Annotated in this window: 19 protein-coding genes; 8 read left to right on the top strand and 11 right to left on the bottom strand. The window is 76.2% G+C overall.

Annotation, left to right across the window (positions count from 1 at the left end; genetic code table 11):
- Positions 1-139: 139 nt before the first annotated feature.
- A complete protein-coding gene (locus tag HCK00_RS25970; RefSeq protein WP_311765495.1) occupies positions 140-436 on the bottom strand; it encodes a PfkB family carbohydrate kinase in 297 nt (98 codons plus the stop codon).
- A gap of 630 nt (positions 437-1,066) precedes the next feature.
- Between HCK00_RS25970 and HCK00_RS25965 the strand changes: the two genes are divergently transcribed.
- Together HCK00_RS25965 and HCK00_RS25960 are read left to right on the top strand one after the other, a co-directional pair.
- Positions 1,067-1,759: a hypothetical protein gene (locus HCK00_RS25965; RefSeq protein WP_168104485.1), complete on the top strand. Its 693-nt coding sequence runs from the start codon at positions 1,067-1,069 to the stop codon at positions 1,757-1,759.
- 634 nt (positions 1,760-2,393) lie between these two features.
- Positions 2,394-3,212, top strand: a complete 819-nt coding sequence (locus HCK00_RS25960) for an IclR family transcriptional regulator (protein ID WP_168104484.1) — start codon at positions 2,394-2,396, stop codon at positions 3,210-3,212.
- Positions 3,213-3,312: 100 nt separating this feature from the next.
- Here HCK00_RS25960 and HCK00_RS25955 read toward each other — a convergent pair whose 3' ends face one another.
- The gene (locus HCK00_RS25955; RefSeq protein WP_277348317.1) at positions 3,313-3,726 is read right to left on the bottom strand and encodes a DUF5955 family protein; all 414 of its coding nucleotides are present in this window, start codon (positions 3,724-3,726) and stop codon (positions 3,313-3,315) included.
- Positions 3,727-4,120: 394 nt separating this feature from the next.
- Between HCK00_RS25955 and HCK00_RS25950 the strand changes: the two genes are divergently transcribed.
- The 6 genes from HCK00_RS25950 (at position 4,121) to HCK00_RS25925 (ending at position 11,380) form a co-directional block, all read left to right on the top strand.
- On the top strand, positions 4,121-4,939 hold the full coding sequence (locus HCK00_RS25950; RefSeq protein ID WP_168104482.1) for a nucleotidyltransferase family protein: 819 nt from the start codon (positions 4,121-4,123) through the stop codon (positions 4,937-4,939).
- 364 nt (positions 4,940-5,303) lie between these two features.
- Positions 5,304-6,920, top strand: a complete 1,617-nt coding sequence (gene aceB / locus HCK00_RS25945) for a malate synthase A (RefSeq protein WP_168104481.1) — start codon at positions 5,304-5,306, stop codon at positions 6,918-6,920.
- A gap of 479 nt (positions 6,921-7,399) precedes the next feature.
- Positions 7,400-8,104, top strand: a complete 705-nt coding sequence (locus HCK00_RS25940) for a pentapeptide repeat-containing protein (RefSeq protein ID WP_168104480.1) — start codon at positions 7,400-7,402, stop codon at positions 8,102-8,104.
- 178 nt (positions 8,105-8,282) lie between these two features.
- Positions 8,283-8,861, top strand: coding sequence for a CinA family protein (locus HCK00_RS25935; protein ID WP_168104479.1), 579 nt, complete (start codon positions 8,283-8,285; stop codon positions 8,859-8,861).
- 153 nt (positions 8,862-9,014) lie between these two features.
- Complete coding sequence (locus HCK00_RS25930) at positions 9,015-9,848, top strand: ArsR/SmtB family transcription factor (RefSeq protein WP_168104478.1); 834 nt, start codon at positions 9,015-9,017, stop codon at positions 9,846-9,848.
- Positions 9,845-11,380, top strand: coding sequence for an MFS transporter (locus HCK00_RS25925; RefSeq protein WP_206321003.1), 1,536 nt, complete (start codon positions 9,845-9,847; stop codon positions 11,378-11,380). The genes HCK00_RS25930 and HCK00_RS25925 overlap by 4 nt, the downstream gene beginning before the upstream one ends.
- Here the strand turns inward: HCK00_RS25925 and HCK00_RS25920 are convergent.
- From HCK00_RS25920 to HCK00_RS25880, 9 genes are all read right to left on the bottom strand, one after another.
- Entirely contained in the window at positions 11,343-13,256 is a 1,914-nt protein-coding gene (locus HCK00_RS25920) for a peroxidase family protein (RefSeq protein ID WP_311765494.1), read from the bottom strand. The two genes, HCK00_RS25925 and HCK00_RS25920, sit on opposite strands and share 38 nt — an antisense overlap.
- A 395-nt stretch (positions 13,257-13,651) precedes the next feature.
- Positions 13,652-14,245 (bottom strand): GNAT family N-acetyltransferase, encoded by a 594-nt coding sequence (locus tag HCK00_RS25915; protein WP_168104477.1) that lies wholly within the window; start codon positions 14,243-14,245, stop codon positions 13,652-13,654.
- Positions 14,242-16,935 (bottom strand): penicillin acylase family protein, encoded by a 2,694-nt coding sequence (locus tag HCK00_RS25910; protein ID WP_168104476.1) that lies wholly within the window; start codon positions 16,933-16,935, stop codon positions 14,242-14,244. The genes HCK00_RS25915 and HCK00_RS25910 overlap by 4 nt, the downstream gene beginning before the upstream one ends.
- Positions 16,932-18,728 carry an MFS transporter gene (locus HCK00_RS25905; protein WP_311765493.1) on the bottom strand — a complete coding sequence of 599 codons (1,797 nt, stop codon included), beginning with the start codon at positions 18,726-18,728 and terminating at the stop codon, positions 16,932-16,934. Before HCK00_RS25905 ends, HCK00_RS25910 begins: the two co-directional genes overlap by 4 nt.
- A gap of 120 nt (positions 18,729-18,848) precedes the next feature.
- Entirely contained in the window at positions 18,849-20,804 is a 1,956-nt protein-coding gene (locus HCK00_RS25900; protein ID WP_168104474.1) for an IucA/IucC family protein, read from the bottom strand.
- Positions 20,801-21,433: a GNAT family N-acetyltransferase gene (locus HCK00_RS25895; RefSeq protein ID WP_311765497.1), complete on the bottom strand. Its 633-nt coding sequence runs from the start codon at positions 21,431-21,433 to the stop codon at positions 20,801-20,803. The genes HCK00_RS25900 and HCK00_RS25895 overlap by 4 nt, the downstream gene beginning before the upstream one ends.
- Positions 21,434-21,594: 161 nt before the next feature.
- A complete protein-coding gene (locus HCK00_RS25890) occupies positions 21,595-22,956 on the bottom strand; it encodes a lysine N(6)-hydroxylase/L-ornithine N(5)-oxygenase family protein (protein WP_375782015.1) in 1,362 nt (453 codons plus the stop codon).
- 99 nt (positions 22,957-23,055) lie between these two features.
- Positions 23,056-24,684, bottom strand: a complete 1,629-nt coding sequence (locus tag HCK00_RS25885; RefSeq protein ID WP_168104488.1) for a pyridoxal phosphate-dependent decarboxylase family protein — start codon at positions 24,682-24,684, stop codon at positions 23,056-23,058.
- 415 nt (positions 24,685-25,099) lie between these two features.
- Entirely contained in the window at positions 25,100-26,200 is a 1,101-nt protein-coding gene (locus tag HCK00_RS25880) for an ABC transporter substrate-binding protein (protein WP_168104472.1), read from the bottom strand.
- Between the last annotated feature and the right edge of the window lie 130 nt (positions 26,201-26,330).

Genomic DNA, 26,330 nt, shown 5'->3' with positions numbered 1-26,330 from the left:
GGGCCGGCCCGGGGGGGGGGGGGTGGGGGGGGGGTTGGGGGGGGGGGGGGGCGGGGGGGGGCGGGTCGCGGCCGGTCGGGAGTCGGTGACGGATGGGGGGACGGCGGCGGGGAGGGGTGGGAGTGATCCGGCGCAGGGGTCAGCGGTGTACCGCCGCCTCACGGCCGGCGGTGCAGCCGGCCAGGGCACGGCCGCGGACCGTGGCCGAGGGCAGCCTGCCGGTGTCGGTGGTGCACTGGACGGTGAGGGCGGCGACGCAGGCCGCCTCCGCGAGCGCGTCCGGTTCGGGCAGCTCGCGCAGGCGCGCGGAGAGACAACCGGCCGCGAAGGCGTCCCCCGCACCGGCGGGATCGACCGCCGTCAGGGGGAAGGGCTCCGGCCGCCACCGGCCGCCGGCGGTGACGGCCGTCGCCGCGTGGTCCCGGTGCCTGATCACGACGGTGCGCGCGTCCCGCCGGCAGGCCCCCCGGACGCCACACCCCGGGTCTATCCGTCACTCCGCACCTCCGCCCCCTCGCCTGTGGCTCCGCCCCGTCACCTGCCGGCCCCCGCCCGGCCCGGCTGCGGGGGCAGCGCTCGCCCGCCGCATACGCCCGGACCGGATCCGCGGCCGGCGCCCGGGGGCGCGACGGCGCGCGGAACGGTGAACGGCGCACTGTGCGGAGCGAATACCCGCGCCGGTGGCGGCACAACCGCTCGGCCCGGCAAGGCACGGCTGCACCCGCGCCCGGATTCCGCCGCACCCCGGGAGGCCCGGGGAGGCAGCCCCGATCGCGCGATCCGGCCCGCGCTCCGGCCCGCGGTACGGTCGGCCGTCCGGTCCGCGGGCGCGGATTCGGCGCCGGTGCCGTGGCCCGTGGCCCATGGCCCGTGGCCCGTGGCCCGTGGTCCGTGGTCCGTGGTCCGTGGTCCGGGACGATCCTGGGTGCTTCTCCGGCCCCCGGCTCCCTGGCCCTCGGGCGATCCCTCCGGCGGGGTCCCGCGGTGACGGGCCCGTGGAGTGGGTGCCCGGGGCGCGCCGTGGTCTCCGGTGGTGGGGTGCGGGGCCGGCTGCGAGGCTGAGCGCATGAGAGGATCCCGGGCCCGCGCCGGCCGGCGCCGCACCGTACGGCTGTTCGCCCTCGCGCTGCCCGCCGTGGCCGTCCTCCACCGCCTGTTCGTCCGCCCCCGGCTGCTGACCTGGGGCGCGACCGTGGAGGAGGCCGAACGGACCTACCCCGGTGACGCGCTCGTCCCCGGCGCCGCGTCCACCTCCACGATGGCCGTCACCCTGCCCGCCCCGCCGGAGGAGGTCTGGCCCTGGCTGGCGCAGCTCGGCTGCGACCGGGGCGGCTGGTACGGCTGGGACGGCCTGGTCAACGGCGGCCGGCCGAGCGCGGAACGGGTGGTGCCGCAGTGGCAGGACGTCCGCGTGGGACGGCGCGTCACCGTGACGCCGTGCGGGGAGTCGTGGTTCACGGTGGCGGAGGTGGAACCGGAGCGGACCCTCGTGCTCCGCGTGCTGCTGGAGCTGCCCTCCGGACGGCCCTTCGACCCGCGCTCCGAGCCGCGCCCCTGGGCGTACGCCGACGCCGTCTGGGGTTTCCACCTGGGGCCCGCGCCCGGCGGCGGGACCCGGCTGGTGGCCCGGGTCCGCAGCCACGGCCGCCCCCGGCCGCTGATGCGCGCCGTGGAAGGGCTTCTGCGGGAGCCGTGGTACCCGGTGCTACAGGCCCGTCAGTTCCGTGCGCTGGGCGACCGGGTGGCCGGCCGGATCTGACCGGATCCGCGGGAGTCCCCGCGGCCCCGGCGCGGGCGCCCGCGCGGCCGGACGGCGGGAGCGGCCCGGCCGGGGCAGCAGGGGCAGCGGGCGTACGGTCCCGTCGGCGGGGGGCCGGGTTCGGTGGTGCCGGCGTGGGACGGGCAGGTGGCGCACCGCCGGTCACACGGAGCGGGCCGGGCGGCAGGGGGCGCCGCGCCGGACGGGCACGGTCGTCGCCGGAGGCGGGAGAACCGCAGAAACCTGAGATAGGGGCCGGCGCAGCGGGCACGGCCCGGGCCGCCGGGCGAGAGGCTGCACGGGCGGCCGCCCGTGGGGGTGGGCGGCCGCCGTCGCCAGACGACACCATGGGGGGATCCGTAGCCCACACCCTCACGTGTGCAGGGTCCACGTTTCAACGGGATGCCACAGATGTTCGCATGCCGTTCACAGGACCCCCACGGCGGCATCCGCCCACCCCACCGCCCGTCCGGCGGGTCCCGGGCCCCCCGCCCCGGCCCGCCCCCGGCCGCCGTCCGGAGCCCGCTTCCCCACGGGTGGCGGATCGGGCCCGGTAGGCTGCCCGCACCCGGCCCCGGCCCCCGGCTCCGGCCGTCCCGCCGTATCCCGCCACCCCCGCCCGAAAGGATGCTCCGTGCCGCCGTCCCGCGACAGGAACACCGCAGGCACCAGGACCACCGGCGGTCCCGGCGGGGTGCAATCCCTCGAACGGGCATTCGACTTGCTGGAGCGGATGGCGGACGCGGGTGGTTCCGTGGGCCTCAGCGAGCTCTCCGGCAGCAGCGGACTGCCCCTGCCGACCATCCACCGGCTGATGCGCACCCTCGTGGCCTGCGGCTATGTACGGCAGCAGCCCAACCGCCGCTACGCGCTGGGCCCCCGGCTGATCCGTCTCGGCGAGAGTTCCGCGCGCCTCCTGGGCACCTGGGCCCGGCCGCATCTCGCCCGGCTCGTGGAGGGGACCGGCGAGACGGCGAACATGGCGCTGCTCGACGGCGACGAGGTCGTCTACGTCGCCCAGGTGCCCTCGCGCCACTCGATGCGGATGTTCACCGAGGTCGGCCGCCGCGTGCTGCCGCACTCCACCGGCGTCGGCAAGGCCCTGCTGGCGCACCTCCCCGACGAGGACGTCCGAGCGCTGCTGACCCGCACGGGAATGCCGGCGGCGACGGAGAAGACCATCACCCGGCCGGACGCCTTCCTCGCCGCGCTGCGCGAGGTGCGGGAGTCGGGGTTCGCCGTGGACGACAACGAGCAGGAACTCGGCGTGCGCTGCCTGGCCGTGGCGGTTCCGCACTCCCCCACGGCCGCGGCGATCTCCGTCTCCGGGCCCGCCGGCCGGCTGACGGAGGACGCGACCGCCCGGATCGCGCCGCTCCTGCACCAGGTCGCCGCCGACCTCTCCGAGACGCTGAACGGCACCGGCGGGGCATCCCCGGCCGCGCCGGCGTGACCCGGCCCCGATACCGGCCCGGGTCCGCGGAGACGCCGGCACCGGCGGTACCGATGGTTTCAGCGGTAACGGTGGTGCCGGTATCGGTGGTGCCGGTGGTTCAGCCCCCGCGTCCGGGCGCCGGTTGGGCGCCGAAGAGTTCGATCACGTGGCGTACCTCGGCGAGCGCCGGTGCCAGCGCGCTCACCGAGCCGACCGCGCCGGTGATGAGCAGCAGTGAACGTTGCAGGCAGGGCACTTCCGGTACGCCCGCGGCCACCATGGCGTCCAGGGCGGCCAGTTCCTCCTCCGCCGCCCCCCGGTCCCGCAGATCGGCCGGATGACCGGCCAGTTCCCGGCGGAGCCGCGACACCGCGGCGCACAACTCCGTCAACCGCGGGTCCGTGCCCGCGGTCCCACCGCCTCCGTCCGCCCGGCCCTCGCCGCCCGGCGTCCCTCCGTACGCGACGACGGCCGTCCGCGTACCGCAGTCCGTCCGATCACTTCGCAATGCGTGTCCCCTCGCTCCTCGCATGGCGCTACGGGCCCCCGCGGCTCCGGGCGCGTGGGCGCGGCGCACCGGAGTCGCCGACAGTTAACGCCACGCTCCGCCGCCGGCGCCACACGGAGGGCGAAAACCGGCCGTACCATACCCGTCCGTACCGGACCATCTCGCGGACGGGGGGGGGCCTCCCGGGCGGGTGCGCGCGGGCGGGCCGGGACCGCCGTGTGCACGGGTGAGCTGCGGCCATGCCCCCGCGCGACCGGGACGCGACCATCCGGCCCCGCCCGGAGCCCTCCCCTCACCTCCGCAGGAGGCACGGGTCCCGTCCGCCGCCCGTGACCACGGCCCCGAACGCCGCCCGCCCGGAAGTCCGCGGGGGCGGACCGCCCGCACGGATCCGGACCCGTCCCGCTATACACGGAGCATGACGGAACACCAGACCTCGCGGAGGACGCCGGGTACCGCCGGACGGAGCGACGACCCGCGCGGAGGCGACCGCCCGCGCGACGGGGAACCGGACGCCGCGAGCCCCCGCGGTGACGGCCGCCGCGCGGACGGCCCACGGGTGGCGGGGCTGCTGCTGGCCGCGGGCGGCGGGCGGCGGCTGGGCGGGCGGCCCAAGGCGCTGCTGCCCCACGACGGGGGGCTCCTGGTGGAACGCGCGGCGGCGGCGCTCCGGGCCGGCGGCTGTGATCCGGTGCACGTCGTGCTGGGCGCCGGGGCGGACCGGGTGCGGGCCCGCGCCGCGCTGCCCGGGTGCGTCCTGGTGGAACACCCGGGCTGGGCCGAGGGCATGGGCACGTCCCTGCGCGCCGGGCTGGCGTCCCTCGCGACGCCGGCGGCGGTTCCGGGCGGCCCGGTGGCGGTCCTCGTCATGCTGGTGGACCAGCCCGGGGTGGGGGCGGCGGCGGTGGCGCGGGTCCGCGGCGCGTACCGCTCGCCCGCGAGCCTGGCCGCGGCCTCCTACGACGGCCGGCGCGGTCATCCGGTGCTGCTCGGCACCGGCCACTGGACGGCCGTCGCCGAACAGGCCACGGGGGACCGGGGAGCGCGGGCCTATCTCGCGGAACACCGCGCGGAGATCACCCTGGTGGACTGCTCGGGCCTCGCCGATCCCGGCGACGTGGACACCCCCGGGGATCTGTGGCGGCTGACCCGCTCCGGGGAGGAACTCCCCGCGGAGCGTGGCCGGGAGCCGGGCGAAGGGCCGGGCCGGGGACCGGGCGGAGAACCGGCCCGGTAGCCGGGCAGCGGCGGGTGGCGCGCGGGGAGCCGGGGCGGGGCCGGGGCGGGGCCGGGAGCCGGGCAGCGGCGGGCCGGGAGCCCTTCCGGGGTACCGGCCCCGGCGCCGCCCGGCTGCCGGCGGGGTTCCCGGCCGAGCCCGCCCCTCTCACTTACCGGTATTGAAGTTCCACCATGAGGAAACTACGCTCCCTGAGCGAGTGCCGGGGGCAGGAAAGGCCAGGAACCGGAGGCGGCCCGGAGCCCCGCCGCGTCCTCCTCGCCCACGCCTCCGGCACCTCGTCCGCACCGGCCGGAACGCCACGGATCCGTGGCCGGCCGCCCCTGGACACCCCTGACACCCCTGCCCGAAGGAGTGACCGACCATGGCCGCACCGGTGCCGTCCGCACCGACCGTCGTCGACGCCGCGCCGCCGGCCCGCCAGGAGGAGGTCCTCACCCCCGAGGCGCTGGCCTTCCTCGGCGCGTTGCACCACCGGTTCACCCCGCGCCGCGACGAGCTGCTCGCCCTGCGGGGAGAGCGCCGCCGCGAGATCGCGCGCACCGGGACCCTGGACTTCCCGGCCGGGACGGCCCACATCCGCGAGGGCGACTGGCAGGTGGCGCCCGCGCCGCCCGCGCTCACCGACCGCCGGGTGGAGATCACCGGCCCCACGGACCGGAAGATGACCATCAACGCGCTCAACTCCGGGGCGCGTGTCTGGCTCGCGGACTTCGAGGACGCCACCGCCCCCACCTGGGAGAACGTCGTCCTCGGCCAGCTCAACCTGATCGACGCCCACGAGCGCCGCGTCGACTTCACCGACCCGCGCGGCAAGACGTACACGCTGCGCCCGGACGAGGAACTGGCCACGGTCGTCACCCGACCCCGCGGCTGGCACCTGGACGAGCGGCACCTCCGCGACGGGGACGGCCGGCCGCTCCCCGGCGCGCTCGTCGACTTCGGCCTCTACTTCTTCCACAACGCGCGCCGCCTGCTCGACCGCGGCCTGGGCCCCTACTTCTACCTGCCGAAGCTGGAGTCGCACCTGGAGGCCCGCCTCTGGAACGAGGTCTTCGTCCACGCGCAGGACCTGCTCGGCGTCCCGCAGGGCTCCGTCCGCGCCACCGTGCTGATCGAGACGATCCCGGCGGCGTTCGAGATGGAGGAGATCCTCTACGAGCTGCGCGATCACGCCTCCGGGCTCAACGCCGGCCGCTGGGACTACCTGTTCTCCATCGTCAAGACCTTCCGCGACGCCGGGGACCGGTTCGTGCTGCCGGACCGCAACGCCGTCACGATGACGGCTCCCTTCATGCGCGCCTACACCGAACTGCTGGTCCGCACCTGCCACAAGCGGGGAGCGCACGCCATCGGCGGCATGGCGGCCTTCATCCCCTCCCGGCGGGACCCCCGGGTCAACGAGGCGGCGCTGGAGAAGGTCCGCGCGGACAAGGACCGTGAGGCGGCGGACGGTTTCGACGGCTCGTGGGTCGCCCACCCCGATCTGGTGCCCGTCGCCCGGGCGTCCTTCGACGCGGTGCTCGGCGACCGGCCGCACCAGAAGGACCGGCTCCGCGAGGACGTCCGCGTGACCTCCGCCGACCTGCTCGCCGTGGACTCCCTGACGGCGCGGCCGACCTACGACGGGCTGGTCAACGCCGTCGGGGTCGGGCTGCGGTACATCGAGTCCTGGCTGCGCGGCACGGGCGCCGTGGCGATCTTCAACCTGATGGAGGACGCGGCCACGGCCGAGATCTCCCGCTCGCAGATCTGGCAGTGGGTGAACGCGGGCGTGGAGTTCGAGGACGGCCGGAAGGTCACCGCGGGGCTGGTCCGCGAGGTGGCCGCCGGGGAACTGGCCGCGCTCCGCGAGGAGCTGGGCGAGGACGCCTTCGCCACCGGCGCCTGGCAGCGCGCGTACGACCTGCTGCTGCGGGTCGCCCTCGACGAGGAGTACGTGGACTTCCTGACCCTGCCGGCGTACGGACTGCTCGACTGAGGCGCTGCTCGACGGAGGCCGGCGGTGTGAGGCCGGCCGTCCGGGCCCACGGGCTCCCGGCGGGCCGCCCCGCGCGCTCGGCGAACTGCCGGGGGTGAACGCCCGGGGCGCGCTCCGGATCGGGCTGAAACGCGACGGTGGCGACAGCGCGGCCCGGCGGATCCCCGCGCCCCGCGCCGGGGCCCGGGAGGCGCGGGACGGGACGGCCGGCGAACCGGCTCCTGCCGGAACCCCGGGCGGTGGCGGGGCGCTCCGCGACGGCGGCCCGGGGGCGGGGCGCGGGGATCCGCCGGGCCGGCCGCGCGCCACGGCCGGCCGCTTGCCGGCCGCTCCCGGCGGCTTCCGGCCGCTGTCGGTGGCGGACCGTAGAGTCGTCGGCGGCCGGAGGGTCCGGCCACGGCCGGGCCGCGCTCCGTGGGCAGCCGGGCCGGCCGCGCAGGGCGCCACCGCCCCGGCGCCGGTGAATGAGGAGGACGGCCATGCCACCACCCCGCGCGCTCGGCGACCTGCCGTACGCGGACCATCTGCTGCCGTTCACCGGGTCTCTCACACCGGGCGCCTTCCACGACACGCTGCACTTCGACGGCGTCACGGTGGAGGACGCGGACAGCGCGGGCGCGCGCTTCACCGAGTGCGCCTTCTCCTCCCCCGTCCTCACCGGCGGCCGCTTCCGCGGGGCGCGCTTCCACGACGTCTGGCTGCACGAGCCGCGGCTGGTCGGCGTGGATCTGGCGGAGAGCGAGTGGGTGGACGCCGAGGTCGTCGCGGGCTCCCTCGCGGGGCTGCCGGTCTTCGGCTCCGAGCTGCGCCGGGTGGCGTTCCACCGCTGCAAGTTCGACGGGGTCACCTTCACCGCCGCCGAACTGCGCGAGGTCACCTTCACCGACTGCCTGCTGCGCGACGTGGACTTCGGTGAGGCGCTGCTCAGCGAGGTCTCCTTCCCCGGCTCGGCGCTGGAGGACGTGCGCTTCCGCCAGGCGCGGGCGGACGGGGTCGACCTGCGCGGCGCCGGCCCGCTGGACATCACGGCGGGTCTCGGTTCCCTGCGGGGCGCGGTGGTCGATTCCGGGCAGCTCCTGGAGCTGGCGCCGCGTCTCGCCGCGGCCGTCGGCATCACCGTGACGGACGCCCCCGGTCCTCGGCCGGAGAGGACAGGGTGCGCGCGGAGGGGGCGGAGCCGGTGAAGCGGACCCGTCACCGGCCGGGCCCGCCCGGTGACTCCCCTCCCCCACAGGGGTGAGCGCCGCTCCGGGAGGCGGGGCGGAGCGGCCCTGACACGGAGGTGCCCCCGCCGTGAACGCCGTGACCTTCCGGGTGGGTTCCGGTAGACCGGGGAGTCCCGCCCCGCGCCCAGGAGCCGCCGTGAACCGCCACCACCGCCACGACCGCCACGACCGGCACCACCGCCACGACGACCGACGCGATCACCGCGATCACCAGGACCGGAGGGCCGGGGAGCGCGCGGCCGAACTCGGTGCCCTGCTCCGCGGCAGCGGCCTGTCGATCAGCACCGCGGAGTCACTGACGGGTGGTCTGCTGGGGGCGGCCGTCACCGGGACGCCCGGCGCCTCCGCGTACTACCTGGGCGGTGCCGTCACCTACGCCACCGCCGCGAAGGCGTCCGTTCTGGCGGTGGGCGAGGAGACGCTGGCCGCGCGGGGGCCGGTCAGCGCGGAGACCGCGGAGCAGATGGCGTCCGGGGCCCGGGAGTTGTTCGGTTCCTCGCTGGCCGTCTCCACCACGGGCGTGGCCGGGCCGGCCGCCCAGGACGGCAAGCCCGTCGGCCTGGTGTACCTCGGCCTGGCCGACGCGGAGCGGGTGTTCAGCCGCGAGTTCCGCAGCGGAGGGACGACGCGCGAGGAGGTACGCCGGGACACCGTGGCGGCGGCCCTCGCGCTGGTGATCGAGTATCTGCGCCACCGGGCGGACCGGCGGCACTGACCCGGCCGGGAACGGCGGACGCCGGGACGGCGGACAGCGGTGCGGCGGACAGCGGTGCGGGCGGAGTCGGGTGAGGCCGGGCCCGGCATGTATGCCAAATAAATTCTGCAAAACTTTGTTGGCAAAGTTCCCCAGCTGTTCTACGCTCCCGGCATGACCGATGACCGGCACGACCGGCACGATGGACCGGACCGGCGCACCCTCGACCCCGAGCGGGACTCCGAGGCGCTGAAGGCCCTCACCCACCCCTTGCGCATCCGTCTGCTCGGCGCGCTACGGCAGGACGGTCCCGCCACCGCGACCGAACTGGCGCGCGCCACCGCCCAGTCCTCGGCCTCGACCAGCTACCACCTGCGGGTGCTGGCCCGGCACGGGTTCGTGGCGGAGGCCACGCACCGGGACGGCCGGGAGCGCCGCTGGCGGGCCGAGCACACCGTGACCGCCTGGAGCAACGAGGCGATGCGCGCCTCCCCCGCCCACCGGGCCTTTCTCGATGTCGCGCGCCGGGCGCAGATCGAACATCTGGAGCGCTCGATCGCCCGCCACGAGGCGGATCTCGGCGCCGGCCGGCTGGCCGCCGGCTGGCAGGAGCCGTCCGGGATCGACGACCGCGTGGTCCGGCTGACGCCCGCCTCGCTCACCGAGCTGTGGGAGGTCTTCACCCGCACCGCGGACGAACTGGCCGCACGGGACGCCGGTGCGGCCGACGCCGAACAGGTCGTCCTCGTCACCGCCGGGCTCCCGGTGGCCCGCCGGGACCGGGACCGGACCGTGGAGGGGGCAGACGGCGCGGACGCGGCGGACACCGGCACGGACGCGAGCCGGCGAGACGGGGCGGACGGCCCGCGTACCCCCGAGCGCGGAAGCTGGCCGGGCGCCGCGACCGGCACGGACGGCGGGGGCGGCACGGACGACACGGACGGCGCGGACGGCGCGGACGTCAGGAACGGCAGCGACGGCACCGCCCGTCCGGGCGGCCGGCCGTGAGCGCCGGGAAGCCCGCGGTCCCCGCGCCCGGCGCGCAGCCCCCGCCCGGCGCCGGTCCCGGGTTCGCGGGGCTCACCCCGCACGGCGCACGCCGCCGGTTCGCCACCGTCACCTTTCTCTTCTGGCTGCCGGCCGGGCTCTCCCTCGCCTGCCAGGTGCTGCTGCTCCGCGAGCGCGGGCTGAGCCTCGCCGCCGTGGCCGCGCTCTTCGCCGTGCACTCCTGCACCGTGGCCGCGCTGGAGCTGCCGACGGGCGGTCTCTCCGACGTGCTCGGCCGCCGGCCCGTGCTGGTCGCCGCGGGGCTGCTCAACCTCACCGCCCTGCTGCTGGTGGCGCTGGGCGGCACGCTGTGGGCGCTGGTGCCGGCCATGCTGGCGATGGGCGCCGGACGGGCGCTGTCCAGCGGCCCCGCCGAGGCCTGGTACGTGGACACGGCCCACGCCCTCGACGGGCCCGGTGCCGAGCTGCGCACCGGGCTGGCCCGGGCGACCACGGCCTCGGCCACCGCGCTGGCCCTCGGCACCCTGGTGGGCGGCGGGCTGCCCTGGCTGCTGAGCGGGCCGGCCGCCGGGGTCGGGGACGCGCTGGGGGCGGCCACCGGGGACCGGGTGCTCCCGCTGTCCGTGCCGGCCCTGCTCGGAGCGGCCGTCGCCGTGGGCTTCATCGGATACGTCCTGACGGCGCTCGCCGAACCGCCCAGGCCCCGCGTCACGGCGCGGGAGGTGCTGCGCGGGGTGGGGCCCACCATGCTGGCCGGACTGCGGCTGGGTGGGCGGGACGCGCTGGTGCGGCGGCTCTTCCTCACCGCCGCCGCCTGCGGGGGCGGGCTGGCCGTCGTCGAGTTGCTCACCCCGCCGCGGGCGGCCGCCCTGACGGGCTCCCCGGCGTCCGGCGCCCTGCTCTTCGCGGGGCTGGCCTGCGCCGGTTTCCTCTGCACGGCCCTGGGCGGCCGGTGCGCGCCGCTCGTGGCCCGGCTGGCGGGGAGCGGTGAACGGGCGGTGCTGCTGAGCCTGGCCGTGAGCGCGGCGGGCCTGGCAGTGCTCACCGTGACCCCACTGTGGTCCGGCGCCCCGGCCCTGGTGCTCGCGGCGGCCGGGTACGGCGCCTTCTACCTGGGGCTGGGCTCGGCGGGGCCCAGCGAGAACGAGCTGCTGCACCGCCGGGTGGACAGCGCGGGCCGGGCCACCGCGCTGTCCGTGCAGTCCCTCGCCCTGCAAGCGGCCGGGGCCGCGGCGGGCGTGGTCGCCGGTGCGCTGCCGCCCGGCCCGTGGGCCTGGCTGCCGGGCGCCGCCGCGCTGCTCCTGGGCGCCCTGTTGTGGATCCGCCGGGCGGCACCCCTGCCGGGCGGGGGCGTCCCGGCCGCCGGCCCCGCCGTATCGGGGCCCGCGTCGGTGCCCGCCTCAGGACCCGTGACGGCACCGGCCGGGAACCCCGTGCCGCCGCCGGCGGGGGCTCCCCGCCCGGGGCCGCCGGGCGGGGAGGGTGGCGGGCCCGTCACGGTGCCGGAATCGGCCCGTCCCCCAGTGGGTTGAGCAGGTCGGCCCGGCCCTCGAAGGCGTACAGCAGAAGGTCCGGCATGGTGAAGCCGCCCTTGCGGCGCGCCGGGAGCGTGGGCCGCCAGCGGGGGTCGCGGACGATGGAGTCACGGCTCCCCTCGATGGCCCGGTGGAAGACCTCGGCGACCAGGTGGCCGCCGACCCCGGTGAGCCGCCCCGGCTGCTTGGGGTTCACCTCCGCCTCCCGGAGCACGTAGAACCAGAGCGGGGTGTGCGCCACCAGTTCGGCCCGCTCGGCCTCGGTGAGCGTGCCGAGGGGGGCGCCGCCGTCGCCGGTGAGGATCTGCTCCGCGGTCAGCGGCTCGATCCCCATCTCCCGGGCGAGCTGCGGTCCGGTGGCCAGCTCGACCATGGCCGCGCGCGCGAGGTTGCGGTAGGCCAGATTGAGGTGGAGCGGGTCCGGCACGGGTGCGCCACGGCCGCCGAAACTGCCGGTGGGCAGCGTGGCGAGCGGGTCCACCAGCAGGGTGTCGATCCGCTGGGCGAGGTTGAACTCGGCGGCGGGCACCGCGAGATCGGGCCGCCCGGCGGCGGTGAAGTCGTAGAGCCGGCGGAAGTCGGTGGTCCAGTTCGACGGCAGCCGCAGCAGCGTCCCCGACTCCGGGTCGTTCAGGTCGTCGCCCAGGCCCGGGCTGAGGTTGCCGGAAACGCCGGTGAAGCGGAAGAGGGCGACGAGCGGCGCGGCACCGTTCGGGCCGGTACTGCTGAACACCCGGTTCCACTCGTAGCGCCGGCGGATCATGCTGTGGCCGACGCGGTAGGCGGCGACGGAGAACTCGATGGGCATCGTCGGACGGTGGCCGGGCCCCACGCCCGGGAACCGCCCGGGCCGGCCTCCCACGGGGACCTCGAAGTACCGACGTCCCCCGGTGAAGACGGATTCGACGATCTCCTCGTCGACGATCCTCGGCAGGAAGTCGGTGCGCAGCATCCACTGGTAGTGCTTGACGACGAGTTCACGGGCGGCGGCGAAGCGGCGGGCGGCCGGTACGCGCCGCCGCTCCAGCTCGTCGACGACCCGGTTGTGGAAGTGGATGAAGGCCAGGTGGGTCTGGGCGACGATGAGGTTCTCGTCGTTGCGGAGGTCCGGGATGAGCGGGGTCCGCCGGCCTGCCTTGGTGGGACCGCCGGCCTCGCCGGCCCGGGGCAGGTCGAAGCCCGGCTGGTCGTCGTTGGCCGGCGGGAAGTTCGCCGGGAGGCCGACGCCCACGGTGCTGCCCGTCTTCAGCCGGCCGCCGGGGGCGTAGAAGCCGCCCGGGCCGGCGGCTGGGCCCGCGGCGCCGCCGTAACCGGCGCCGGCGCGGCCGGGGCCCAGGCCGTAGAGGGAGTCCAGGTCGAGCGAGGGCGAGCGGCCCTGCTCCAGTTCCTCGACGGTGACGCTCTCGCCCAGGGCGGCCTCGGTGGCGTCCATCGTGAGGTCGTGGTCGACGAACTGGCCGAGGTAGGTGTATCCGGCGGGGACGCCCGGGGCGGAGTCGCTGTCGGGCGTCCCGGTGGTCATCGCCCGGGCCAGCTTGACCCGCAGCTCCTCGGAGATCTGGTGGCCCTTCGCCCGGCTCAGCCGGGAGAAACGGAAGAGGTTCTTCCGGTCCTCCTCGGTGGCCTCGCGGCCCCGGGCCCGGCCGCCGCCGGTCTCCACGACGCGCCCGGCGCCTCCCTCACCGACGATGAAGAAGGTCTCCCGGTAGTGGCGCCCGCCCCGCCGGCCGCGGACCGGCGGTTCCGTCCCCTGTTCGCCACGGCGCTCGCCGTGCTGTCCGCTCTGCTGTCCGGTCTGCTGTCCGGTCTGCTGTCCGGTCTGCTGTCCGGTCTGCTGTCCGGTGCGCTGTGCGCCCCGCTGTTCGTTCCGCACGAGTCGTTTCCCCCGTTGTCCGGTCCTGGTCGGGGACGGCCGGCGGGACGGGCCCGGCGCCCCCGGCCCGGCCCGCCGCGTCGCGAGCCGTGCTCCGTGGGCGCCGCGCGCCCTGGCCCGCCCCTCGCGGGCCGTCGCCACGGGCGTGGCCGTCCGCCGGCACCGCCGCACGGGGCCGCGTGGCTCCCGTGCCGGCGGGGCCTTCCCCCCTTGCCGGATGGGACCACGGCGGGACGGGAATGGTTGGCTCTCATGTGGCCGCTCCCGTCCCGGTGCGGGTGGCGGCCGTGCTGCGAACGGCGTACCCGGGGGCATCACGGCGCGCGGACCGGCGCCGGCGCGCGCCGGTCCGGGCCGGGAAAGGAGGGAGGTCAGGTCGGGACGGAGGAGCCGGGTCAGCCGGTGGCGGCCCCCGCGCCGGCCTGGTGGGTCTCCCGGTCGAGGAAGACCAGCCGGGCCCGTTTCCCGGGGAGTTCGATCTCGGGGCCGAGGAGGAAACCGCTGCGCAGAAAACGCCCCACGGCCTTCGCGTTGCGGGCGTCCGGCTCGGCGACGATCCGCCGGCGGGAGGGGTCCTCGGCGAGGACGTGGTCGAGGAAGACGGTCAGCAGGGTCCCGGTGAACCCCGGCTCGGGGCCGGCACCGGGGGGCCCGACGAGGATGTGCACGCCGAAATCACCGGGCCGCACCTCGTAGGCCTCGCCGACGGGATCGGCGGCTGGGTCGTAGGTCTGGAACAGGGCCACCGGGCGGCCGTCCCGGTGGAGCAGATACGCGTGATGGGTGTCGAGCGAGTCCAGGAAGGCGTAGATCTCCCGCACCTGTTCGCGGGAGTGGTCGTTCATCCCCCAGAAGCGGGCGCGCTCCTCGGTGACCCAGCCGTGGACCAGGTCGGTGTCCCGTACGGGATCGAGCGGAACGACCCGGACGGTGCCGAAGCCCTCGACGTGCCGCTCGTGCACGGGGGGCCGGTGGTCTGCGGTCGTCATGACGCTCCTGGGTGGTGGGGAGAGGTGGGCGGGGCGGGCGGGGCGGCTGCCGGGACGGGAGGAACGGGCCGGGGGCCGCCGGAAGCGGCTCCGGTGGGTCCGGCACCCGTGGCTCCGGCTCCGGTCGGCCTGGAGCCGTCCGGTCGCCCTGGTTCCTCCGGTTCGGGTGTCAGCAGGTGCCAGTCGGTGACGACCGGGACGAGTTCACAGCGCGCCCAGAGCCGGAGCTGGTCCCGGTGGTGCGGGTCGCCCGGCACCCCGGAGGCGCCGAGCGGCACGGCCCACAGGCTGTTCTCCCGGCGGGCGAGGTCCCAGACGAAACGGGCGGCCGGGGCGCGGAAGCTGTGATGGGTGACGCCCGGCACGCTGGACGTGGCCAGAACGCAGTCGTGGTCGCCGGAGAGCCCGGGCCAGTCCCTGGTTCCGGCGACGGCCCGGGGATCGGCGCCGGAACCGGCACCGGGCACGGCCACCTCACCGGCCCCGTCAGCGGCAGCGGTACCGGCAGTGGCACCGGTAACGGCCGCGGCACCGGTAACGGCCGCGGCAGCGGCAGGCGCAGCGGCCGCCCCGCCGCCGTCGGCACCGGGTGGGGAGCCGGTGCCGTCGCCGGTCACGGCGTCAGGGCCGGCGCCGATCGTGGCCTCGTCCCCGGCGCCCGCCACACCCTGGGCCCCGTCGCCCGGCCCGGGGAGGGCCTGCCACGGGGCGAGCCGGTGCAGGTCACCCCAGCGGGGCGGGGGTCCTTCCCGCTCCGCCTCCTCGGCGGCCGTCTCCTCGGCCGCCGCCGCCACGGCCTCGGCGCGGTCCGTGTCCTTCAGCGGGCCGCCGTCCGCGAGCAGGGCCTCCAGGGCGAAGGCGACACGCGGCACGAGAGCGAGCCAGGGCGCGAACACCTCCGGATACGGCAGTGCACCGGCGAGCGGCGCGAACGCGGGATGACCGGCCAGCCGCCGTACGACGCGCGCCCGCAGCGCGGCGAACGTGGCCGCGTCGGCGCTGTCCGCGTCCATCCGGCGGTCCCAGCGCAGCAGGCGGTCACGGAGCCGGGCGGCGGCGGGGCTCAGGCCCGGCTCGGGGCGGTCCGGACCGCCCGGACCACCGGCGCCGCCGGCACCATCGGCACCGCCGGCGCCGAGCCGGGCCAGGGCGTCCAGCAGCGGCGCGGCGGAGGCGAGATGGGTGTCCCCGTGGATCGCGGCCATGTCCCCGGCCGACCAGCCGGACCGCCCGGCCAGCAGCTCCCCGATCCGGCGGAAGCGGTGCGGCGGGGCGAACTCCACCCCCAGCGGCCCCGCGATACCCCGGTGGTTGGCCATGACGGCGGGTCCGCGCACGGCCTCCCGGGGCATGGGGTGCAGGCCCCGCCATGCGCGGCCGGGCTCCCAGGCGGGCGCGGGCCGCAGGCTGTTCTCCGGGTGCCGCAGCGGAACGGCGCCGGCCACGCGGTGCAGCGTCCCCCCGGCGGTGTCCGCGGCCAGGACGACGTTGACCGGTTCCACCCAGCCGTCCAGCGCGCGGTCGATGTCGGCGACGGTCCGCGCCCGCAGCAGCGCGGGCAGGGCGCCGAACCCGAGGTCCTCACGGACCCGCGAGGGGCAGCGCAGGCTGACGGCGTACGGGTGGCCGTCCAGGGCGGTGTCCCCCGCGCCGGGGGGACCGGGGGCGAACGGCTCTCCCCGGGCGTCCGCACCGGCGGGCGGGGACGCGGACGCGTCCGCGGGCGGCGGTCCGGGCACGATCACCGGGCCCCGCGCCGTCTCGAGGACCTCGACGGTCACCGGCTCCCCGCCCGCGACCTCGACGGTCTCCAGCGAACGCGCCACCGGGCGCCAGCCGTCCGGACCCAGGGCCTCGACCACCTCACCCGCCCCGGCGGGCCCGCCGCGGCCGTCCGCCGCAGCGCCGGCCGGCGGTCCGGGCCGGCGGCGCAGGCGCTCGGTGTAGAGGTCCTGGTAGTCGGCCATGGCGTTGGTGATCGCCCACGCGGCGTGGCCGGTGTGCCCGAAGTGGGCGAGGCCGGGGACGCCGGGCACGGCGAACCCCACCACGTCGAACTCCGGGCAGGCCAGCCGGATCTGCTGGTAGACGCCGGGCGCCTCGATGACGCGGTGCGGGTCCCCGGCGAGGAGGGCGGCCCCGGTGGCGGTGTGCTCACCGGGCAGCAGCCAGCCGTTGCTGCCGGCGGTACCGGGACCGTCGGTGGCGAACAGCGTGGTCCAGCCGGCGCCGAGCCGGCGGGCCACCTCCGCGCGCCACAGCTTGGTGGGGAAGCCGGCGAAGAGGATGTGGGCGGAGAGCCAGACGCCCAGCGGTGTCCAGGGCCGCCACCGGCCGGGCCCGGCGCCGGTGGCGGCGAACTCCGGTGCCCGGGCGGCCCCTTCGGGCAGGCCGGCGGTGACGCCGTCGGTGTAGGCGGCGAGCCAGGCGGCGGTCTCCGGGTCCCCCCGCTCCAGGGCGCGCCAGCAGCGGCGGGCGGTGTCGTCCAGCCGGGCCTGCCGGGCGAACGTGTCCCAGGCGACGGCGTCCGGGCCGAGGAAGGAGGCCGTGGTGCCCTCCGAGCGGTGCCGCTCCACCTCGATCTGCCAGGCGCGGTCCCGGGCCGCGTGACGGCCCTGGGCGTACGCGAGTTCGAGCGCGCTCTCCGCCCACAGATGGGGAACGCCCCAGCGGTCCCGGTAGGTCCTCACGTCCGTCTCTCCCTTGCTCCGGCGTCGGCCGGCTCGTCGTCCCCGCCGGCCGGACCCGAAGCGGCGGCCGGGTCCGGCGCACCGTCCCCGCCGGCCGGTTCCGGGGCCGTGGCGGCGGGTACCACCGCGCCCGCGGCTCCCGCGGCTCCGACGACCCCCGCCACCACGGCCGCTCCCGCCCCGGCCGCGGACACGCCCCCGGGCCCGCCGTCCGCGGCCCCGCCCGGCTCCGCCGGTTCCGTGCGCTCCCGCGGTACCCCGTCGTCCGGGCCGGTGGCGGTGGGGCCCGTGCCGGGGCGTGGGGCCCGGCGCAGCAGTTCGCCGGCCACGCATCCGCCGAGGAGCACGGCCGCGGCGCCCACGAGCTGTCCGGTCTCCAGTCCGGAGGCGAACGCCTGGAGGGCGGCCTCCCGTTCGGCGGGGCCGGAGACGCGTTCCAGCGCCGCGGGCAGCGACTCCGCCCCGGCGGCCGCCCCCGGCAGCCCCGCGGCGAACCGGGAGGCGAGGACGGCGCCGAGCACCGCGACGCCCAGCCCGGCGCCCAGCTCGGCCATGGTGCTGTTCACCCCCGCGCCCGCGCCGGCCTTCTCCCGGGGGATGGCCCCCATGACGGCCTCGGCGATCGCCGGGTTGGCGAAGGCGCAGCCCGTTCCCATGAACACGAGCCCCGGCAGCAGCAGTCCGTAACTTCCGTCCCCGGCGAGGGCGACGACGGCGAACCCGGCCGCGAGCAGCGCCATCCCGCCGCTGATCACGGCCGGCAGTCCGAGCCGCGCGATGCACCGGGCGGGCAGCCCGGTGGCGTTCAGCACCACCACGGTCACCGCGAACGGGGCGACGGCCCAGCCCGCCTCCAGCGGAGTGGCGCCGCGCAGGAACTGGAGCTGCTGGGTGAGGAGGTAGAGCGCGCCCCCGCTGCCGAAGGTGATGAGGACGACGCCGGTGACGGCGCCGGTGAAGCGGCGGCTCCGGAACAGCCGCGGGTCGAGCACGGGGTGCGGGACACGCCGCTCCCAGAGGGTGAACAGCCCCAGCGCGGTGAGGCCGAGGAGGGCGGTGAGCAGCACCTCCGGGGAGGTCCAGCCGTGCCCCGGGCCGCTGATCACCGCGTACACCACGGCCGTCATCCCGAGCACGGAGAGGGCCGCGCCCAGCGGGTCGGGCCGCCCGGCCCCCGGGTCGCGGCTCTCGGGCACCAGCGCCACCACGGCGGCCAGGGCGAACAGCACCACCGGGATGTTGATCAGGAAGACGGCGCCCCAGGCGAAGTGGGTGAGCACGACCCCGCCGACGACCGGTCCGGCGGCGAAGCCCAGCGCGTTGACCGCCGCCCAGACGCCGATGGCCTTGGGCCGTTCCGCCGCGTCGAAGACCTGGAGGACGACGGCGAGGGTGGTGGTGAGCAGCAGGGCCGCGCCCACGCCCATGAAGGCACGGGCGGCGATCAGCTGCCCGGCGGTGGCGGCGAGTCCGGCGGCGAGCGAACCGGCCCCGAACAGGGCGAGCCCGGCGAGGAGCATCCGCTTCCGCCCGTACCGGTCGGCGGTGTTCCCGGCGGTGAGCAGCAGCCCGGCCTGCACCAGGGCGTAGGCGTTGATCACCCACTGGATGTCGGCGGTGGAGGCGCCGAGGTCCGCGGTGAGGGAGGGGATCGCCACGTTGAGCACGGTGTGGTCGAGCACCACGACCAGTTCGGCGAGGCAGACCACGGCGAGGACGGCCCACCGCGCCCGGTGCCCGGAGAGCTGCCCCGCCCCGGAATCACCGGCCGCCCCGGCGCCGGCCGCTTCCACCCCGGCCGCTCCCGGACGGCGGGCGCGTGCCCGCCTCCGCGCCGCCGGGTCGCCGGTCCCCATGGGCTTCCCTTCCCGTTTTCCGTCCCGCTGTCCGTCCCGCTGCCCGCCCATCGCCGGTCAGGCCCCCGCGGAGGCGGGCGCCGGCGCGTACGGGGCGACGGGGTTCCGCAGGGTGCCGGCGAACTGGAGCGCGGCGGAGGGGTCCGTGAGGTCCACCATCTGGCGGTTGTTGCGGAGCTGGAGCCGGTTGAGGCAGGACAGGGCGAACTCCTCGGTGAAGATGTCGTACCGCGCGAAACGCTCGGCGAGCTCCGGCACGGACTCCTGGTAGGCGGTGATCGTCTCCGCGACGGTACGCCAGAACCCCTCCTCGTCGAGAACGTCCTCCGCGACGAGCAGCGCGGCGAGGTGGCGCAGGAAACAGTCGAAGACGTCGGTGAAGATGGCGAGGAGCCGCTCCTCCTCCGGCGTCCCGGCGCGGATCCGCTCCACCTCGGGCGGGAGCGGGGTGTCCGGCTCCATGACGACGATCTCCTCCGCGAGGTCCTTGAACACCACCCGGGCCACGGCGTCGTCCTGGAGGACGAGGATGACGTTCTCGCCGTGCGGCATGAACGCCAGGCCGTAGGCGTAGAAGCTGTGGAGCAGCGGGGTGAGATAGGCGTCGAGGTAGCGGCGGAGCCACACCCGCGGCGCGAGCCCGGAGCGGTCGATCAGCGCGGCGGCCAGCGAACGGCCGTCGCGGTCGGTGTGGAGCAGGGCGGCCATCGTCGCGAGCCGCTGGCCCGGCTCCAGGGTGGGCACGGGGCTCTCCCGCCAGAGGGCGGCGAGCATCTTGCGGTACGGGGAGTGGCGGTCGGTGGCGGCCTCGTAGCCGGGGTCGCGGTAGCCGACGGCGGCCCGCTCCCGGATGACGGTGAGCCCGGTGCGGCGGAGCACGGGGTCGCGTGCGACGAGGCCGGCCAGCCAGTCGTTGATGGCCGGGGTGGCCTCCATGTAGGCGGCGGACAAGCCGCGCATGAAGCCCATGTTGAGCACGGAGAGGGCCGTCTTGACGTAGTGCCTGGCCGGGTCGGTGGTGTTGAAGAAGGTACGTATCGACTGCTGGGCGAGGTACCGGTCCGTACCGGCGCCGAGGCAGACCAGCCGGCGGCGGGCGACCGCGGCGGCGAAGGTGACGGAGAGCTTGTTCCACCACTGCCAGGGGTGGACGGGTATCAGCAGGTAGTCCGCGGGGTCCAGGCCCAGGGCGGTGAGCCGGGCGGCGAAGGCGTCGAGGGCGGCGGCGCCGAGTTCGGCGCGGAGCAGCCGCTCGTAGCCGGTGTCGGCGGAGCAGCTGAAGGTGGTGTGGTCGCGGTGGGCGGCCAGCCACAGCAGCTGGACGGGCGCGGCCGTCTCGGGGGCGTGGGCGTGGTAGTCGCGGATGGAGAAGCCGAGGCGGCCGTTGTTGGCGACGAAGCACGGGTGGCCCTCGGTCATCCCGGTCTCGATGGCCTGGAAGCCGGCGCCGGCCAGTTCGGCGGCCGTGACGGGTTCCCCGGCGAGCTTGTAGGCGGTACCGGAGAGGGTGGAGCCGATCTCCTCCAGGTAGACGGGGAGGATGGCGTCCGTGAGGCCGAGGGTGGACCGCAGTTCGGTGAAGAACGCCATGCCGTCGAGCGGGAGTGCGGCGCCGTCGGCGGTGCGGTGCCGGGTGATGCTCGCGGCGTCGACGTGCCAGTGGTCGAGCGCCATACGGCGGGCGGCGAAGCGGTACTCGACGGAGCCGTCGTCGGAGGTGACGCGGTATCCGCCGCCGTCCAGCGGGGCCGGTTCGAGCAGCCGTTCGTGGGAGAACTCGGCGAGCGCCTTGCGGAGCAGCAGCCGGACGGCGGTCTCCCAGCGCTCGGGGGTGAGGTGGGCGACGGCCTCCTCCGGTCCGAGGGAGTACGGGTCCCGGGAGGGGTGCGGGAGCGCCGCGGGGGCCCCGGAGGGCGGGGCGGCGGAGGGAGCGGCACCCGGCGCGGGGAGGGGGTGCCCGGGGTCCGGGGCGGGCACGGCTCCGGCGGCCGGGGTGGTGTGGGGGGCGGTCATGTCGCGGCTCCTCCTGCGGCTGCTGCGTCGGTTCCGGCCGGGGCCGTGCGGGTGGCGGCCGGCCCGTCGTGGCCGGCGGTTGTGCCGGTGGCTGGTGTTCCGGGCGCCGCCGGGCCGTCGGCGGCGGCCACGGCGGCTTCGAAGGCGTCCCGGGTGCAGAAGCTGAGCAGGGCGTCCTTCTCCGGTTTGGCCACGGTGGCGGCGGCCTCGAAGCCGACGGCGGCGTTGAGCGCGTGCACGGCGGTGTTGCGCACGTCCGGCTCGACGACGACCCGCCGGGCGGCCGGATCGCCGAAGAGCATCGCCATGACGGCGGTGATGACGGCGCGGGTGAAGCCGTGCACAGGGGTGCCGCTCGGCGCGGTGAGGAAGTGCATGCCGACATCGCCCGGCCGGTGGTCGTAGAGACCGGCGAGTTCGACGTGCGCGGGGTCGTAACGCTCGGCGAGGAAGGCGGGGCGGCCCTCGTGGAGGCCGAGGAAGGCGTCGTGGTGCGGGTGGGCGGCGATCCGCCCGTACTCCTCGGCGACCTCCTCCTCCGTGGCCTCCCCCATCAGCCAGAACGCGGCCTTGGGGTGGGTCACCCAGCGGTGCAGCAGGGCCGCGTCCTCGCGCGGGTCGAGGGGGATGAAGGTGAACTCGCCGAGGCGGGGGTCGGTGTGGCGGAAGACGGCGGTGGCGAGGCGGGCCGGGTCGAGCCGCGTGCTCGCGGTGGGCCGGGCGCCGCCGGCCGGGTCGCCGTGAGTGGCGCGGGAGGCCTCGGCGCGGGGGGTGCCGGTGCGGGAGTCGCTCATGCGGGGCCGCCCTCCGGAGCGGCGAAGTCCTGGAAGGTGATGCTCTTCTCCACCGGGTAGACCTCGCGGCCGAGGATCTCCCGGAGGACGCAGGAGTTGCGGTACGGGCCCATGCCCAGGTCGGGTGAGGTGACGCTGTGCGCATGCGTGGCGCCGTTCTGCAGGAACACCCCGCGGCCGGTGACGTCCACGCTGTAGTTGCGGGCCACGTCGAGACGGCCGTGACCGTCGAGGCGGAGGAGGTGGCGGATGCCGTCCAGGAAGTCCGGGACGCGGTAGGCGTAACCGGTGGCCAGGACCAGGCTCTCGGTGGTGAGGCCGAATTCCCGGTCCTGCTCCCGCTGGTGGAACCGGAGGCCGAGTTCACCGGTGGCCTCGTCGTGCGTGGCACCGGTGAGTGCGGAGTTGGTGATCAGCCGGGTGGGGACGGGACCGGCGGCGCTCTTCTCGTAGAGCAGGTCGTAGATGGCGTTGATCAGGTCGGAGTTGATGCCCTTGTAGAGCTGTTTCTGCTCGCTCTCCAGCCGGTAGCGGGTGTCCTCGGGGAGGGCGTGGAAGTAGTCCACGTACTCGGGGGAGGTCATCTCCAGGGTGAGCTTGGTGTATTCGAGCGGGAAGAAGCGCGGTGAGCGGGTCACCCAGTCGAGGCGGTAGCCGTGGGTGTCGATCTCCGCCAGGAGGTCGAAGTAGATCTCGGCGGCGGACTGGCCGCTGCCGACGACCGTGATGCTCTTCCGCGCCCGGAGCGCCTCCCGGTGGTCCAGGTAGCGGGAGTTGTGGATGACCTCACCGCCGAGCCCCTCGCACGCCTCGGGGACGTACGGGGAGGTGCCGGTGCCGAGGACGAGGTGGCGGGCGCGGTGCTCGGTGGGCTCGCCGGTGTCCGTGCGGACGGCGCGGACGGTGTAGAGGCCGTCGCGCTCGTCGTGGGTGACGGCGGTGACCTCGTGCCCGAAGCGGACGGAGGACAGCCGGCCGGCGGCCCAGCGGCAGTAGGCGTCGTACTCCGAGCGCAGCGGGTAGAAGTTCTCGCGGATGTAGAAGGGGTACAGCCGCCCGGACTCCTTGAGGTAGGCGAGGAAGGAGTACGGGGAGGTGGGGTCGGCCAGGGTCACCAGGTCGGCGAGGAACGGCGTCTGAAGATGGCTGGCGGGCAGCATCATCCCCGGGTGCCAGGAGAAGCCCGGGCGGCTCTCCAGGAAGAGGGCGTCGAGTCCGGCGACGGGCTCGGAGAGGCAGGCCAGGCCGAGGTTGAAGGGGCCCAGCCCGATGCCGATGACGTCATGGACGGCGGTGGGGCGGTCGGCGCCGCCGGCCGCCGGTTCGGGGAGGCCGGTCCTGCCGGTCACATCGGTCACGTCGTTCTCCGTCGGGGAGGGCTGGGGCGGTCGGAGGGGCTGGGCTCGTCGGAGGGGCCACAGGGGCGGGCCCGGTGGCGCGGTCGGGGAGCCACGCGGTCAGCCGGCGGGGGTGCCGCTGAGCGGCGCGGCGGTGGTGGGGGCGCCGGCGCGGAAGTGCTCCTCGGCGTATCCGGCGGTGAGATCCAGCACGGCGCGGATGTCGTCGAGCGTGGTCCGGGGGTTGAGCAGGGTGAACTTGAGGTGGTGCCGGCCGTCCACGACGGTGCTCGCCACCAGCGCCTCGCCGGAGGCGGCCAGCGCCTCGCGGGCGTGCAGGTTGGCCTGGTCGACGGCGCGGTCGGCGGCGTGACCGCGGGCCGGGCCCCGGCCGGCGGGGTCCTCCCCGCGGCCGGCCGCCGGCGCGTCCCCCGCCGCCGGGGCACCGGGCACCCAGCGGAAGACCAGGGTGGACAGGACGGGTTCGGTGACCACCTCGAAGCGGGGGTCGGCGTCGAGGACCCGCCAGGCCGCGGCGGAGAGGTCGACCACCTCGTCGAAGAGGCGGCCGACGGCGTCGGGGCCCATGATGCGCAGGGTCAGCCACATCTTCAGCGCGTCGAACCGGCGGGTGGTCTGCAGGCTCTTGTCCACCTGGTTGGGCAGCCGCTCCGCGCTGCGCGCAGGGTTGAGGTAGTCGGCGTGGTAGGTGGCGTGGCGCAGCACCGCCCCGTCGCGGACCAGCAGGGCGCTCGAACTGACGGGCTGGAAGAAGGACTTGTGGTAGTCCACGGTGACCGAGCTGGCGCGTTCGACGCCGTCCAGGAGGTGGCGGCGGGTCGGGGAGGCCAGCAGGCCGCAGCCGTAGGCCGCGTCCACGTGGAGCCACACCCCGGCGCGTTCGCAGAGGTCGGCGACGGCGGGCAGCGGGTCGAGGGAGCCGAAGTCGGTGGTGCCGGCGGTGGCGACCACGGCCATCACGGTGAGGCCCGCCGCCTCACAGCGGCGCAGTTCGTCGGCGAGCAGGTCGGGACGCATCCGGCGGTCGCCGTCGGTGTCCACGGGGATGACCGACTCCGGGCCCAGCCCGAGCAGTTTGGCGCTCTTCTGGACGGAGAAGTGGCTGTCGCGGGAGGTGAGGACGCGCAGCCTCGGCAGCAGCCGGCCGAGCGGTTCACCCTCGGGGAGGTTCTTCCGCAGCAGCAGGCACGCCTCCTCCCGGGCCAGCAGCAGCGCCTGGAGGTTGGACTGGGTGCCGCCGCTGGTGAAGACGCCGTCCGCGGCACCGCCCAGCCCGAGGCGCCCGGCGGTCCAGTCGATGACGTGGCGCTCCATCCAGGTGCCGCCGGCGCTCTGGTCCCAGGTGTCCAGGGAGGAGTTGACGGCCGACAGGACGGCCTCGCCGAGGAGCGCGGGGAGGACCACGGGGCAGTTGAGGTGGGCCAGGTAGCGGGGGTGGTGGAACCACACCGCGTCCCGGAGGTAGACCTCCTCCAGCTCCGCGAGGGCCGCGGCGGGGTCGCCCAGCGGCCGGTCCAGGTCGATCCTGCGTACGCGCGGGGCGAGGTCGCCCGGGGAGACGCCGCTGAACGGGCGGTCCGCGCCGGCGACGGCGGCGGCGACCCGGCCGACGCCGTCGGTGAGCAGGCGCCGGTACTCCTCGGCCGTCTCCCCGCAGAGCAGGTGCGAGCGGGGATCGGCGACCGGGGCGGCCACGCCGGTCAGGGCGTCGGGAAGGGGTCCCTGCAGACTCACGTGGAGGTCCTCCGTCGGGGCGGGGTGAGCGGGTTGAACTTAGGTTAGCCTAACCTAATTTTCCGGCAGGCCACCGCCCCACCTCCGGGAACGGCGGGCGAAGCGCCCTTCGCCTGACGGGCGGTCACCGGGGAGCCGTCCCCGGGTGGAGGCGGCCCCGGAGTCGCGGACCGCCGCCGGCGGCGCGCGGACCGGCGGCCGGGGCCGGGGTGCACGGAGCCACCGGTCACGGCTGCCCGTTACGGCCGCTGGAATGCCGGCCCGCCGGCACACCGGAACACGGCACCGCGGACCCCGGACGCCGGACCGCCGCAGGGGAGGGCTGCCCGGCGGCGGGACGCCGGGACGGCCGGAGCGCTGTCCCCGGGCCCGGGGACAGGCGCGAGCCGGGGGTCCGGGGGTCCGGGACTCAGTCCAGCTTCTCGGCGTCCGTGATCGCCTTCGCGAGCTGCTCCAGCAGCGGAGCGGAGCCCTGGTAGGAGAAGCGCGGGACCGGGTCCCACTCGGCGACCTGCCCGGCCTTGACCGCGGGCAGTTCCTTCCAGGTGGGCTTGGCAGTGAGGTCCTTCGGCTGGAGCGCGGTGGAGCGGTTGTCCAGCAGGATCAGGTCGGCGTCGTACTTGTCCGCGTTCTCCCAGCTCAGGCTCTCGAAGTAGCCACCGCTCTCCTTGGTGTCCGCCGGCTTCACGAACTCGACGCCCAGTTCCTCGAAGTAGGTGAGGTCGGCGGCGGGGCCCGGGGTGGAGACGTAGAAGTAGTCGGCGCTGCCGGAGGCGGCCATGACCTTCAGCCCGCCGGCCTTCTTCGCGGCCTTCCGCAGCGTCTCGGAGGCCTTCTCGAAGCGGGCCTTGCCCTCGGTGACCTTCTTCGAGTCCAGGTCGGCGCCGAGGGATTCGGCCAGTTCGGCGTAGCGCTCTATCGGCTCGGTGAGCGGCACGTTCGCCACGTTGACGGCGGCGCTGGGCGCCACCTTGAGAATCTTGTCCGCGCTCTCCTCGGGGACGTACCAGAGCGAGCTCTTGTCGTACTGGTGGGTGACGAGCAGATCGGGGTTGAGCGCCGCGTACTTCTCGATGTCGAACTCGCCCCAGGCGTTGCCGAGCACCTCGACCTTGCCGACGTCCAGGTCGCCGGCCTGCGGGTGGGCGGAGCCGTTCTTCAGCTTCGTCTCGCCGAAGACCCCGACGACACGGTCCGCCAGGCCGAAGTCGGCGAGGGCGGCGGCGGTCCCGGTGAAGGCGACGATCCGCTGCGGCGCGCTGTCCGCTCTGAGCTTCTTCCCCCGGTCGTCGGTGAAGGACCACGCGCCGCCCTTCGCGCCGTCCGCGCCGTCCCCGGCGCCGGAGCCGGAGCCCCCGCAGGCGGCCAGCAGCGCGCTCAGGCCGAGCGCGGCACCGGCGGTGAGCACCCGGCGGCGGGCGGGGGCGGTGCGGGAGGCGGAGGACCGGCGGGACGGGACGGAGTCAAGGGCCGGGGGCAGAGACGGTGACGAGGCCGGGGACGGGAGCATGGTGGAACCTTTCGTGGGCAGCGCGCGATGGTCCGCCTGGGACGAGGGAAGCGCGGCAGCGGGACGGCAGGGCCGGACCCCGCTCGCGGACGGATGTTAGGTTAACCTAACCAAAGTTTCCGTCCAAGGG

Source organism: Streptomyces zingiberis (assembly GCF_012034935.1).
Classification (GTDB): Bacteria; Actinomycetota; Actinomycetes; order Streptomycetales; family Streptomycetaceae; genus Streptomyces; species Streptomyces zingiberis.
This window is presented reverse-complemented; position numbering and strand designations above follow the sequence as displayed.

Excerpts from the sequence above, each read along its gene's own strand:
- HCK00_RS25900 (WP_168104474.1), bottom strand. The coding sequence starts at position 20,804 with ATGACCGCCCCCCACACCACCCCGGCCGCCGGAGCCGTGCCCGCCCCG.
- aceB (WP_168104481.1), top strand. The coding sequence starts at position 5,304 with ATGGCCGCACCGGTGCCGTCCGCACCGACCGTCGTCGACGCCGCGCCG.
- HCK00_RS25965 (WP_168104485.1), top strand. The coding sequence starts at position 1,067 with ATGAGAGGATCCCGGGCCCGCGCCGGCCGGCGCCGCACCGTACGGCTG.
- HCK00_RS25950 (WP_168104482.1), top strand. The coding sequence starts at position 4,121 with ATGACGGAACACCAGACCTCGCGGAGGACGCCGGGTACCGCCGGACGG.
- HCK00_RS25915 (WP_168104477.1), bottom strand. The coding sequence starts at position 14,245 with ATGACGACCGCAGACCACCGGCCCCCCGTGCACGAGCGGCACGTCGAG.
- HCK00_RS25930 (WP_168104478.1), top strand. The coding sequence starts at position 9,015 with ATGACCGATGACCGGCACGACCGGCACGATGGACCGGACCGGCGCACC.
- HCK00_RS25880 (WP_168104472.1), bottom strand. The coding sequence starts at position 26,200 with ATGCTCCCGTCCCCGGCCTCGTCACCGTCTCTGCCCCCGGCCCTTGAC.
- HCK00_RS25955 (WP_277348317.1), bottom strand. The coding sequence starts at position 3,726 with ATGCGAGGAGCGAGGGGACACGCATTGCGAAGTGATCGGACGGACTGC.
- HCK00_RS25940 (WP_168104480.1), top strand. The coding sequence starts at position 7,400 with ATGCCACCACCCCGCGCGCTCGGCGACCTGCCGTACGCGGACCATCTG.